This window comes from Bradyrhizobium sp. USDA 4451 (genome assembly GCF_054822585.1).
Genome location: NZ_JBTRCH010000001.1, coordinates 7,515,820 through 7,528,427 on the forward strand (window position 1 = coordinate 7,515,820; position 12,608 = coordinate 7,528,427).

Below are 12,608 nucleotides of genomic sequence, written 5' to 3' on the forward strand. Positions count from 1 at the left end.
AGCTGAGCGATGGATTGCTTCGCGGAGCCTGTCATCCGGCGGCGCTTCGCGCCGAGCGGGTGGCTCGCAATGACGGTGTACTATTTCGTCCCGTCCTTTGCCGCAGGCGCGGCCTCCTTTGCCGGCGGCGCGTCGGCTTTCTTCTTCAGATCCTCGGCCAGCTTGGCCTGCGCCGCCTGCAAATCGGTGGCGAGCTTTTGTAAGCTTGCCACCATGCTCTGCAAGCTCGCGATCTGCCGGTTGGCCGCGTCGAGCTTCTGTTGGTGATCCGTGGTGAGCTTGCCGATCGTCTTTTGCAGGAAATCGACATTGCTCTGCAGGCAGCTGGTGCGCCGCTCCATGGTTTTCTCGACGGTGCAGATCTCGATGCCGGGTATGTCCTGCGCGTGCGCGGTTCCGACCAGCGCGAGTGCGAGCGGCACGAGCAAGGCAAAGACAAATCGCGCGATCATCGGCATCCCCCCATCACATGCGTCATTCACAGTTTTGTGCTCGCGACGCAGAAAGCCGGGCAGACATACCACACTGAAACCGCATTCGAGCGGTGTGCTGCACTCATTACGGGGACTACTCGTGGGGACGGGGGCCTTCGGAACTTTGTTTGGTTCGACCCCTTTTGGCTCGACCTTGGGCAGTGGAGACAGATCGCATGGCAACGCGCGAAAAACGGTTGGCGCAATTCGACGGCAATGGCGAACCTTCGCCGGAACAACGCGTGGAAGTGCTTTGTGAGGATCACAGCGGGACGTATCAGCTACCGTTCGCCTGCCGCTTCGTCGACGGCCAATGGCGCAATGACACGACAGGTGGCGCGCTGGAGGCCAACGTCATCGCCTGGCGGAAGCCGCGCGAGAAGCAACCGCTGGCCTGATCCCGTGAGGCGCCGTTGTTGCGCATGGTCCTTCGGGACCATGCATGCTGTTTCAAAACGCGACGCGCACGCGCTGCGCTTTAAGATTTGGAACGCGGATGGAACGAACCGCGTCCGAATCACTGATCGAGAGCCGTACTCCGTTGTTCACGGCTAGATGTGGTCATCAGCCCGACGCGGCGCACCACATACAGAAGCATGACGATCGGCCGCAGCCAGCGGCCGACAACAAGGGTTAATTCCTCCGCAGACGACATCGCGATCCCTTTCTCCGTCCTCCTTGACGATCATTTCCACGGCGTGGTCGGCGGCACGGTCTCGGTCGCCGGCGGCACATCCACGGTCTTGAAGTCGGCGGGGCTGACGATCTCGAGGTATTCCATGTCCTTCGAGTAATCGAACAGATAGTGGGTGATGCCGGGACGCTGATGGATGACGTCGCCGGCCTCGACCAGCGTCTCCTTGTCCTCGTACATGAAGCGGGCCCAGCCCTTGGTCATGATGACGATCTGAAAATCGCACAGATGCTTGTGCCAGCCGGTGCCCTCTTCCGGCGGCATGTCGGGATTGGCCTTGACCAGGTGGCAGATCACCTGCCCGCCGGTGGCATCGGCGATCCCGAGATCGCGATACAGGAAGAAGTCGCGCAGACCTCCGCCCTTGAACTCGGTGTCACCGGGTTTGACGTGGGAGAATTTGCTGACGACGGCGTGCTGGTTCATTTCAAGCCTCCACGGTTCTCGTGTTCGCGAGATCGCGGCGCGGCTCAGCGTCCAAATTTTCGGCAGCGTCGCATCGTCGCGGTCACAGCTCGGTTGTTGCTATGCGAAATCCTTGCCAGCCCGGTCGGGCCGCGGCGATCGGTCCCGCGATGTGCCGATGTCGCGGCCGAAGCATCTGGGGCAAGGCCCGAATTTGCGCTCGGCCGCTGCCGGGCACGCCCGCCGCGCGGCGCCGATGCCTGGCGCCGATGGCATGTCGATTGAGCAAGGCTTGCCTGGAGCTTGAGCCGCCGGCGCAGGCAGGCCGGAGGCGCACTGCCTAATATTCGACCTCGAGCTCCTCGACGTCGGCCGGCTCGGCCTTCGCCGCCTCGACCCATTCCTGCATCTCGGGCATCGCCATGATGGTCCTGGCATAGGCCGCGAGGACGGGATCGAGCTTGACGTCATAGGTCATGAAGCGGGTCACCACCGGCGCATACATCGCATCCGCCATGGTGCGGCGCTCGCCGAACAGGAACGGCCCGCCGGACTTGCCGAGGCAATCCCGCCAGATCGCGCAGACACGCTCGATGTCGGCCTGCGCCCGCGACCAGATCTTGAAGCCGGGGAAGTGGCCCTTGAGATTGACGGGGAGCGAGGACCGCAGCGTGGTGAAGCCGGAATGGATTTCGCCCGAGATCGAGCGGCAATGCGCGCGCTGGATCCGGTCCTCCGGCAGCAGCCCGGCATGCGGCATGATCTCGTTGAGGTACTCGCCGATCGCCAGCGTGTCCCAGACGGTTGCGCCCTCATGGCGCAGGCAGGGCACCAGGATCGACGACGACAGCAGCAGCAGTTCGGCCCGCGCCGAGGGGTCATCGGGCGCGGTCACCACCTCGTCGAACTCCAGCCCGGCGAATTTGGCCAGCAACCAGCCGCGCAGCGACCAGGACGAGTAATTCTTGCTGCTGATGGTGAGCGTCGCCTTCGCCATTTCAATGTCCTCACGCCTGAACGCATGCTTGGCTCCCGGACCCTGCGAGCGGTCCAACCGCCGCGCCCCCGGGAGCCGTTCGTTTTTGCAGCAAGCGACGTGCCAATTTGCCGGGCAGTCGGCCCACCTCTGGCCTCGATATTGCTTGGCAGACCAGGCCACCGGGTGGATGCGTATGATGTCAATGCTGTACCAGGCCTACCAGAACCATATGGACCTCACGGCGCCGTGGCGGACCGGCGCCGCGGCGGCATTGCGCTACCTCAATCTGGTGCCGCGGGGCACCTCGCAGCGGACGTTCGGCCGACTCGCCGCCGCGCTCGAGCTGATCTCCCGCTCGACCCTGACCTATGCCCGCCCCGACTACGCCATCGGCAGCGTGATCTCCGGCAACAGGGAGTACCAGGTGACCGAGGAGGTCGCCTATGCGACGCCGTTCGGCTCGCTGCTGCACTTCAAGAAGGTGGACGGACCGGAGCAGCCGCGGCTGCTGCTGGTGGCGCCGATGTCCGGCCATTTTGCCACCCTGCTGCGCGGCACCGTGAAGACGCTGCTGCAGGACCACGACGTCTACATCACCGACTGGCACAATCCGCGCGACATCCCGCGCAGCGATGGCCGCTTCGGGCTCGAGGATTATACCGACCATCTGATCGACTTCCTCGGCCAGCTCGGCCCGCGTGCGCATATGGTGGCGATCTGCCAGCCTTCAGTGTCGGCGCTGGCGGCGGCCGCGATCATGTCGGAAGACAACCATCCGGCGCGGCCGGCATCGCTGACCCTGATGGCCGGGCCGATCGACACACGGATCCAGCCGACCAAGGTCAACGAGTTCGCCAAGAGCAAGCCGATCAAATGGTTCGAGGACAATCTGATCAATTACGTCCCCGTACAGTGCAAGGGCGCGTTGCGTCAGGTCTATCCCGGCTTCGTGCAGTTGACGGCGTTCGTGTCGATGAACCTGGAGCGCCACATCAAGCAGCACATCGATCTCGCCGACCATCTCGCCAAGGGCGAGACCGACAAGGCCGAGGTGATCAAGACCTTCTACGACGAGTATTTCGCCGTGATGGACCTGCCGGCGGAGTTCTACATCGAGACGGTGCGCGACGTGTTCCAGGAGCACCTGCTGCCGCAGGGCATGCTGATGCATCGCGGCCGCCCGGTGAACCCGGCGGCGATCCGGCGCATGGGCCTGATGACGGTGGAAGGCGAGAAGGACGACATCTGCTCGATCGGCCAGACGCTCGCCGCGCAGGACCTTTGCACCGGCGTGCGCACCTATCGCAAGGTGCACCACATGCAGGCCGGCGTCGGCCATTACGGCGTGTTCTCCGGCAAGCGCTGGAACAACGAAATTTATCCGCTGCTGCGCGATTTCGTGCATGTGAATTCGTGAGGGCTAGGCGACACCCTTTCCCCGTCATTGCGAGCGGAGCGAAGCAATCCATCGGTCCCGCAGCGGAAGCGTGGATTGCTTCGTCGCTACGCTCCTCGCAATGACGAGTGGCGGCTAGCCACGTCTCCGCCCGCGCTATAGTCTCCCCGCCACGACGACCCCGCTTGCCAAGAATCGTCCAGGGAGAAACTCCATGCGCGCCTCGACCGCCTTCCGTGCTCTCACGCTCGCTTTTGTCGGCGCCCTCGCCCTCACGTCAGCCGCATCCGGCGCCGAAGTCCATGTCATGATCTCGGGTGGATTGACGGCGGCCTACAAGGCGCTGGTGCCGGAGTTCGAGCGCAAGACCGGGCACAAGGTGGCGACCGCCTTCGGGCCGTCGATGGGCACCACGGCGAACGCGATTCCGGTGCGGCTGGAGCGCGGCGAGCCCGCCGACGTGCTGATCATGGTCGGCTATGCGCTCGGTGACCTGATCAAGCAGGGCAAGGTGGTGGCCGACAGCCGCGTCGACCTCGTGAAGTCGCCGATCGGCATCGCGGTGAAGTCAGGCGCGCCGAAGCCGGATATCGGTTCGGCCGACAGCGTCAAGCAGGCGCTGCTTTCGGCGAAATCGGTCGCCTATTCCGACAGCGCCAGCGGCGTCTATGTCTCGACCGAAATGTTCTCAAAGCTCGGCATCGCCGATCAGATGAAGGACAAGGCGCGGATGATCCCGGCGACCCCGGTCGGCGAGATCGTCGCCAAGGGCGAGGCCGAGATCGGCTTGCAGCAGATTTCCGAGCTGAAACCGGTTGCGGGCATCGACATCGTCGGCCCCTTGCCGGAGCCGTTGCAGAAGATCACGGTGTTCTCCGCCGGGATCGCGACGGTTTCAAAAGAGCCTGAGGCCGGCAAGGCGCTGATCAGCTTCCTCGCCTCACCAGACGCGCGCGACGCGCTGGTCAAGAGCGGGCTGGATCCGATCGCAGGCGGTGCGACGCATTAGGTGCGCGCACGTTCTCTCGCCGTCATCCTGAGGTGCGAGCAAAGCGAGCCTCGAAGGATGCACGGCCACTAGCCGGGCCGTCGATCCTTCGAGACGCCGCTTCGCGGCTCCTCAGGATGACGGGGATAGATTGGCGCGGTTGTCGCCCTACCGCCACTGGTGCGCACCATACGCCAACAGCAGCACCACGACGAGCGCCAGCAGCAGCGTGGTCGACTTCCAGAACAGCACCGGGTTGCGCTCGATCAGCGGCGTCGATGACGTCGTCAGGTATTTGGCGTTGGGATTGCGCAGGTCGAACAAGAACTCGGAGAAGCTCTCGTAGCGCTTGAGCGGGTTGACGTGCACGGCGCGCTCCAGCGCGCCGTCAACCCAGATGGGGACATCGCGGCCGCGATGCGCGGCCGGACGGTAGACCAGCCGGTTGAAATCGGATCGCGTCCGCGCACGGGCGATCCGTGCGCCATAGGGCAGGCGGCCGGTCAGCATCTGATAGGTGACGACGCCGAGCGAAAACAGGTCGGAGCGCGCGCTGCCGCCCTCGCCGAGGAAATACTCCGGCGCGGTGTATTGCTGGGTGCCCAGAATGTCCTCGACACCCGCCGGCACAGCCTCGGCAACGCCGGCAATCCGGGTCGAGCCGAAATCGATGATCTTCACCGTGCCGGTGCTGTCGATCATGATGTTGTCGGGCCTGACGTCCTGGTGCAGCATCTCCTTGCGATGGAAGGCGCGCAATCCCTTCGCGATCTGCTCGGTGGTGTCGCGCACCGTCTCCAGCGCCGGCGCCGGATTGTCCGTCATCCACTGCGTCAGGGTCTGGCCGTCGATATATTCCATCGCGACGTAGAGGAAGTTGCGCTTGCGCTGCGGCAGAAACGGCTTCAGCACATGCGGGCTGTCGATCCGCCGGGCGACCCACTCCTCCATCACGAAGCGCTTGAGATAGGCCGCATCGTCGCGCAGGTCGATCGAGGGGATCTTGATCGTCACCGTGGTGCCGCTGTCCTCGTCAACAGCGAGATAGATGTGGCTGCGGTGCGAGGCATGCAGCTCGCGCACGATGCGATAGCCGTCGAACAGCATCCGTGCATCGAGCAGCGGCGGCAGCGGCAGCTCGGTCGGCTGGCCGAACACCTCGCTGGCATCGCCGTCGGGCAACTCGTCGATCCGGACGATCTGGGCGGTGAGATTATCAGGACTGCCGTTGTCGTAGGCCTGCGCGACGATCGACTTCGCGGCCACATCGAGATCGGCGGCGCCATCCCTGATCGTCTTCGCCAGCTGGCGCGCCGGGACATGCTCGTAGATGCCGTCGGTCACCAGCAGGAAGATGTCGCCGCGCGCGAGCGGAAGGTTCTGGTAGTCGATCTCGAGCTGCGGGTTCACGCCGAGCGCGCGGCCGAGATAGCTCTGCTGCGAGGAGATCACGACACGGTGGTCGTTGGTCAATTGCTCCAGGCTGTTGCCGGCGACACGGTAGATTCTGCTGTCGCCGACATGGAACAGATGCGCCGTGGTCGAGCGGATCACGAGCGCGCTCAGCGTGCAGACGTAGCCCTTGTCCTTGTCGTAGGGGTTCTGGCTGCGCCTGGTCTGCGCGTGCAGCCAGGAGTTGGTCGCCTCCAGCACCCGCTGCGCCGAGGTCTTCACCGACCAGGACTCCGAGGTGCAGTAGTAGTCGGTCAGGAAGCTCTTGACTGCGGATTCCGCGGCGACCCGGCTGACGCTGCTCGAGGAGATGCCGTCGGCCAGCACCACGGCGATGCCCTTCAGGCCGAGCAGCGGCTCCTCGGGGATCAAGACGCCGTGGAAATCCTGATTGGTGTCCTTGCGGCCCTGATCCGAGAATTGCCCGACCGATATTTTCAGTGCGCGCGGCATCGTCCGTCCCAAAAGCGAATGGGGCCCTCCGTGCAGGAGAGCCCCATCAGCGGGCCTGGATCAAGCCGCGAGACGCTGGCGCTTCGGCGCCGTCTTCACATGCGTGGTGTAGAGCGTCAGCCCGGTGAAGGCGAGGCCGCCGGCGAGGTTGCCGAGCACGGTCGGGATCTCGTTCCAGATCAGGTAGTCCATGATCGAGAACTTGGCATGCAGCATCAGTCCCGACGGGAACAGGAACATGTTCACCACCGAATGCTCGAACACCATGTAGAAGAACACCAGGATCGGCATCCACATCGCGATGACCTTGCCGGGCACCGTGGTCGAGATCATGGCGCCGACCACGCCGGTGGAGACCATCCAGTTGCAGAGCATGCCGCGGATAAACAGCGTCGCCATGCCCGCCGCGCCATGCGCCGCGTAGCCCAGCGTTCGCGCCTCACCGACATTGCCGATGGTCATGCCGACCTTGTCGGGCTCCTGCGTGAAGCCGAAGGTCGTCACGAACGCCATCATGAACGCCACCGTGAGCGCGCCGGCGAAATTGCCGATAAAGACGAGGCCCCAGTTGCGCAGCACGCCGCCGAGCGTGACGCCGGGGCGCTTGTCGAGCAGCGCGAGCGGCGAGAGCACGAACACGCCGGTCAGGAGATCGAAGCCCAGCAAATAGAGCATGACGAAGCCGACCGGAAACAGCAACGCGCCGACCAGCGGCTGCCCGGTGTTGACGTTGATCGTCACGGCGAACCAGGCGGCCAGCGCGAGGATCGCACCGGCCATGTAGGCGCGGATCACGGTGTCGCGCGTCGACATGAAGATCTTGGATTCACCGGCATCCACCATCTTGGTGACGAATTCGGACGGTGCGAGATAGGCCATTCGTAAAGTCCCCTTGCGCAATTCGGCCGCGCCGGTTGCCTGCCGGAAGCGACGCGGGTGGGTTGAAATGCTCGTCCGTCCGGGGAGATGGGGCTTGAACGATTGCTCGCGGCGCCCGGGCCGGGCGCCTTGGTCCCCTCGCCGCAGCCAGCGCTGGCTTCGGCAATCCGGAGAACGGCAGTCGTCGTTGACTGGTAGAACCAAAAGCAATGGATATGCCAACCGCAGGGAGCGCCGGCCGGTCATAAAACCTACGTTAATCCAATGACTTAGATAGCCCAAACGGGAACCGGCCGGCGCAATGGCGCAGAATTATGCAGCATGCCCAGATGTCGCCCAAGCCGAATGCGCCCCTCTCTCCCTGTCATCCTGAGGAGCGCCAAGGGGTCCGCGCAAAGCGCGGCCCGATGACAGGCTCCGCGCGTCTCGAAGGATGCACGGCCCGGCTGGTGGCCGTCGATCCTTCGAGGCTCGCTGCGCTCGCACCTCAGGATGACGGGGAGAGAGGTCAGGCAGGGTCGATACGCGCCGGCCTACTTCACCTCGGTGCGAACCGGCGTGTCCTTCAGGCCGTTGTTGTCGTAGGCCCTGCGCAGCGTGCCGTTGGCGATCGCTTCCGTCATGAATTTGCTGACGAACGCCGCCGCGAGTGGATGGTTGAGCGGGACGGCGACCGCGGTGACGGTCTGCTTGAAGGTCTCGTCGAGAACGCAAGAGCCCGGAATCTTCTTCGCCATCGCAAGGAGCTGATCGCGCGACAGCGCGAAGGCGTCCACCTCGCCGTTCTCCAACAGATGGAAGATCTCGTCATAGGTCTGATAGCCCGTGACCTTGGCATGTTTGAGATGGGCGATCGCGCCCCGCATCGTCGTGGTGTTGTTGACGGCAGCGACCTTGACGCCGTCCTGATCGAGGCTCGCAAAATTGGTGATCTTCGAGCCCGGCCTGACGATGTAGGTGGCGTCGGCGACCTCGTAGATCGGCCCGAACGTCATCCTGGTTTCGCGCTCGGGATCCCTCGGCAGGAAGGTGACGTCCCAAGTGTTCTTCGCCGCGGCGTCGGTGATTTGGCCGGAGTTCTGGTGCACGACATATTCGACGGGAACGCCGAGCTGCGCCGCCATCTCGCGGCCGAGATCGACGGGAACGCCGGCATAGCCGTTGTCGGTTTTGGTCGACCAGAACGCGCCGCCCGCCGGACTGATCGCGATCGCGACCCGGAGCTTGCCGGTCGGCGCGATCTGATCCTTCAGGGCGTCGGCATTTGCGGATGTGGCCATAACAATCACTCCCAGAACGAGACCGGCCAGACGCAGCAGTCGAGACAACATCGGACGTCCTCCACGCCGGTCTTGCTGTCCGGCCGGCGCGCACCAAACCGCACGGCGCCGCCCTGTGCAAGCGCCGGTCTCGCAACGGAGCTATCCGTATCGGCCTATTTGACCCGGATGGTGATCTTCTCGGAGACGACCGGCGGGTTGAAGGGATAATGCTTGGCATCACCCAGCACCAGCTGGAGCGTGTGCTTGCCGGGCGCGAGATCGAGCTGCGTCTCGGTCTGGCCCGCGCCGAAGTGCTGATGCGACTTGTCCGACGGGATCGGCTCGTTCGGATTGAGCGGCTCATCGACATCGATCAGCAGATGGTGATGGCCGCTGTTCGGATAGTCGTCGCCGGCATGGGTGACACCCATGTTGTGCAGCCCGAAGCGGCACACGAACGAGCCCTTGAGAACAGCGCCGTTGCGCGGCCAGATGAAGTACAGTTTGGCGTCCTTGCCCGCCGGCTTGTTTTGCGCGACGGCGGGAGCAGCGAGCAACGCCAGTGCCGCAGCGAGCATGATCAGGCCTGCATGTCTCATAGCCCCTCCATCAAGCCCGGCGATCGCGGATGACCGCTCAGGGCGACAGCGCAACCCGGAAACCGTGGGTCGGGTAGCGCACATTGGTGTCGTAATTGTCGCGATTGGCCGGGCGCACATAGCGCGCGTCATTCTTCCAGGAGCCGGAGCGAATGACATGGGAGCCGCAATCGCCGCCGGTCCAGACCGCACCGTCGTCCGGCGCGCCCTGGTAATTCCTGTGCCAGCAATCCTCGACCCATTGATCGACCCCGCCGCCCATGTCGTAGAGACCGAACGGATTCGGCTTGAAGCTGCCGACCTTGACCGGCTGTTCGGCGGCAGCATCACCGCCGCAATCCTTGCAGCCGGCATGGCCCGGCTGCATCTGGTCGCCCCACCAGTATTTCGACTGGGTTCCGCCGCGCGCCGCGTACTCCCATTCGGCTTCGCTCGGAAGCCGATACGGCTTCTTGGTTCGCTCGGCGAGCCAGGCGACATATTGCTTCGCATCGCTCCAGCTCACATTGGTGACCGGAACATCGTCCTTGCCGCCGGCCGTGACGCCGCAAGCCTTGGCCGCCGCGCAGGCATTCCACTCCCGCACGGTGACCGGATATTTGCCCATCGCGAACGGCTTCACCGCCACCTTGCGGATCGGCCGCTCCGACGGGTCGTCATTGCTGCCCATCGAGAAGCTGCCGCCCTTGAGCGACACCATCTCGGGTTCCGGCAGCTCTGGGGTGGGGCTCGCGGATGGCGCAGGTTGCGGCGAGGCCTGCTGCACCGGTGCTGCCGGAACCGGGCTTGAACTCTGGCTCGGTGCCGGTGCCGGCTGCTGCACGGCAGGCGATGCCGCCGATGACGGCGGCGCCTTCGCCAGGTCGACCAGCTTGCTGCGCGGTTGCGCGAGCAGGTACCACAGCGCGCCGCCGGCGATGATCGCGATCGCCAGCCCGAGCAGCGTCAGCAGGATGGACTCGCGGCGCCGCCGTGTCCTCTGGTAGGCGGCGGCGTCCGGCAGCACGCGGTAGACCCGGATCGGATCTGTGATGTTCTTCACCTTCTTGTCGCCGAGCGATTCGTAGCCGCAGACCATCTTGTGCTTGATCTGCTCGTAGATGCCGCCGGAGATGAAGACGTCGCCTGGCGCGGCGATCCCTTCCAGCCGCGAGGCCACGTTGACGCCGTCGCCATAGATATCGTCGGACTCGATGATGATGTCGCCGAGGTTGACGCCGATCCGGTACTCGATCCACTGATCCCGCGCGATCGCGGCGTTGCGGCCGATCATGTTCTGCTGGATCACGATGCTGCACCGGACCGCCTCGACCGGGCTGTCGAACATCGCGATGAAGCCGTCGCCGGTGGTCTTGATCAGCTTGCCATGGTGCTCGGCGATGGTCGGCTCGATCAGATCGCGCTCGGTCCGCTTGACGCGGGTGTGCGTGCCCTCTTCATCGAGTTGCATCAGCCGGCTGTAGCCGGCGATGTCGCCGACGACGATCGCGGCGAGCCGCCGCGGCACGGCATCGCGGGGAGGCTGTGGACGGCCTGACTTGAAGTCGCGAATCTCTCCCATGGCGCTCCGGCTGCTCCACACATGCGTGCTCGCGGCGCAACCGGCGCCTTGTGCCCGAGGCACGGCCAAACCTACCACATCTGCGGTTCGGGACAAAGTTCGTGAAGCGTGACCAGGTCACGGATTGCCGTGCCTCCGCCGGCCGGGCAGGCGCGGATCGTCTCGGCGGTAACCGCCGCAAAACGCCCGGTATCAGCCCCCTTGCGTGGCGGGCGTGCGGATCTCGCGCGGAAGGATGATCGCAGCCGCAATGGCCAGCAGGCACAGCGCGGCGAAGGCTCGCAGCATCATCGAAAAGCCGCCCTGGTCGTAGAGCCAGGCCACCAGGCCGACCGACGCGCCCGCCGCTGTGAAGCCGACGAAATAGCGCACCGCATAGGCGCGCGAGCGCCATTCCTCGGTCGTGTACTTGCCGACCATCGCGTCATTCACCGTCACCTGGCCGAACGCGCCCATCACGATGCCGATCGAAACCACGATCAGCGGCAGGTTGGACAGGCTCGCGGCGAGATAGAGGAACGGTGCCAGCATGAACGACAGCGGCAGCGCCACCGTCTTCAGCGAATGCCGGTCGAGCAGCTTGCCGATCGTGTACTGCGTCATCGCGCCGAACACATAGACCCCGGCCGCGATCACCCCGAGCAGCGCCGGGCTCTTGGTCAGGTCCGCGAGCCGTTCGGCGAACAGCTTTGGCAGCGCCACCGTCACCGCGTTGAACGTGGTCGAGATCGCGATCACCACGATCAAAAGCGACAGCACCACCCGCCACATGTCCTCCTTGGCGACGCGCACCTGCGCGGCCGCCTGCCTGGAGCCCTTGCGATCCTCATGCACCACCGTCATCGCAAACGCGATGCCGATCAGCACGGTGACCGTGCCCGGCACGATGAAGGCCCAGCGCCAGCCGAGATACTGGCCGATCACCCCGGTGACCAGCGCCGACGAGGCAACCCCGAGATTGCCCCAGACGCCGTTGATCCCCATCTGGGCGCCGAGCTTCTCGGCATAGGACACGATCATCGCGGTGCCGACCGGATGGTAGATCGAGGCGAAGATGCCGATCGAAAGCAACGCAGCGCCGAGTTGCAGCGGCGCCTGCACGAAGCCGACCGAGATCATCGACAGGCCGATGCCGACGAAGAAGATCACCATCATGTGGCGGCGGCTCCAGCGATCGCCGAGCCAGCCGGTAATGAGCGAGCCGGCGCCGAAGGCGACGAAGCCGGGCGTCGCGTAGGGCAGCAGTTCCGAATAGGCCATGCCGAGCGCCGGCCCCATGATGATGACGGCGGCGGCGAAAATCAGCATCGCGTAGTGGTCGATGAAATGGCCGGCGTTGACGAAGCTGATCACCCGGCTCGGACTGTTGCTCGGGCTATTCCTTGGGCTATTCCCTGGACCATTCATGGACACGTCTCTCACGCGATTCTTCAATTGCTCGGAAATAGGTTATAGGTGCTTGTCCTG

At 64.6% G+C, this 12,608-nt stretch carries 12 protein-coding genes; 3 read left to right on the top strand and 9 right to left on the bottom strand.

What is annotated here, in order from left to right; all coding sequences use genetic code 11:
* Positions 1 to 80: 80 nt before the first annotated feature.
* Positions 81 to 452 (bottom strand): hypothetical protein, encoded by a 372-nt coding sequence (locus tag ACVMB0_RS35275; protein WP_456756471.1) that lies wholly within the window; start codon positions 450 to 452, stop codon positions 81 to 83.
* A 197-nt stretch (positions 453 to 649) separates the two neighbouring features.
* Between ACVMB0_RS35275 and ACVMB0_RS35280 the strand changes: the two genes are divergently transcribed.
* A complete protein-coding gene (locus ACVMB0_RS35280) occupies positions 650 to 871 on the top strand; it encodes a hypothetical protein (RefSeq protein ID WP_456753266.1) in 222 nt (73 codons plus the stop codon).
* Between the two features lie 287 nt (positions 872 to 1,158).
* Here the strand turns inward: ACVMB0_RS35280 and ACVMB0_RS35285 are convergent, their stop codons facing one another.
* Positions 1,159 to 1,593: a cupin domain-containing protein gene (locus tag ACVMB0_RS35285; protein ID WP_456753265.1), complete on the bottom strand. Its 435-nt coding sequence runs from the start codon at positions 1,591 to 1,593 to the stop codon at positions 1,159 to 1,161.
* Between the two features lie 319 nt (positions 1,594 to 1,912).
* Complete coding sequence (locus ACVMB0_RS35290) at positions 1,913 to 2,569, bottom strand: glutathione S-transferase (protein ID WP_461349138.1); 657 nt, start codon at positions 2,567 to 2,569, stop codon at positions 1,913 to 1,915.
* Positions 2,570 to 2,744: 175 nt separating this feature from the next.
* Between ACVMB0_RS35290 and ACVMB0_RS35295 the strand changes: the two genes are divergently transcribed.
* Together ACVMB0_RS35295 and ACVMB0_RS35300 are read left to right on the top strand one after the other, a co-directional pair.
* Entirely contained in the window at positions 2,745 to 3,968 is a 1,224-nt protein-coding gene (locus ACVMB0_RS35295) for a polyhydroxyalkanoate depolymerase (RefSeq protein ID WP_461349139.1), read from the top strand.
* A gap of 193 nt (positions 3,969 to 4,161) precedes the next feature.
* Positions 4,162 to 4,956 carry a substrate-binding domain-containing protein gene (locus tag ACVMB0_RS35300; protein ID WP_461349140.1) on the top strand — a complete coding sequence of 265 codons (795 nt, stop codon included), beginning with the start codon at positions 4,162 to 4,164 and terminating at the stop codon, positions 4,954 to 4,956.
* A gap of 147 nt (positions 4,957 to 5,103) precedes the next feature.
* Here the strand turns inward: ACVMB0_RS35300 and ACVMB0_RS35305 are convergent, their stop codons facing one another.
* The 6 genes from ACVMB0_RS35305 to ACVMB0_RS35330 form a co-directional block, all read right to left on the bottom strand.
* A complete protein-coding gene (locus ACVMB0_RS35305; protein ID WP_461349141.1) occupies positions 5,104 to 6,840 on the bottom strand; it encodes a protein kinase domain-containing protein in 1,737 nt (578 codons plus the stop codon).
* Positions 6,841 to 6,900: 60 nt separating this feature from the next.
* Positions 6,901 to 7,719, bottom strand: a complete 819-nt coding sequence (locus tag ACVMB0_RS35310) for a formate/nitrite transporter family protein (RefSeq protein WP_050403146.1) — start codon at positions 7,717 to 7,719, stop codon at positions 6,901 to 6,903.
* A 533-nt stretch (positions 7,720 to 8,252) separates the two neighbouring features.
* Positions 8,253 to 8,999 carry a transporter substrate-binding domain-containing protein gene (locus ACVMB0_RS35315; protein WP_461349142.1) on the bottom strand — a complete coding sequence of 249 codons (747 nt, stop codon included), beginning with the start codon at positions 8,997 to 8,999 and terminating at the stop codon, positions 8,253 to 8,255.
* Between the two features lie 155 nt (positions 9,000 to 9,154).
* A complete protein-coding gene (locus ACVMB0_RS35320; protein ID WP_461349143.1) occupies positions 9,155 to 9,580 on the bottom strand; it encodes a DUF4399 domain-containing protein in 426 nt (141 codons plus the stop codon).
* A gap of 37 nt (positions 9,581 to 9,617) precedes the next feature.
* Positions 9,618 to 11,141 (bottom strand): SUMF1/EgtB/PvdO family nonheme iron enzyme, encoded by a 1,524-nt coding sequence (locus ACVMB0_RS35325; protein ID WP_456753258.1) that lies wholly within the window; start codon positions 11,139 to 11,141, stop codon positions 9,618 to 9,620.
* Between the two features lie 192 nt (positions 11,142 to 11,333).
* Complete coding sequence (locus ACVMB0_RS35330) at positions 11,334 to 12,548, bottom strand: MFS transporter (protein WP_461349144.1); 1,215 nt, start codon at positions 12,546 to 12,548, stop codon at positions 11,334 to 11,336.
* Positions 12,549 to 12,608 lie beyond the last annotated feature (60 nt).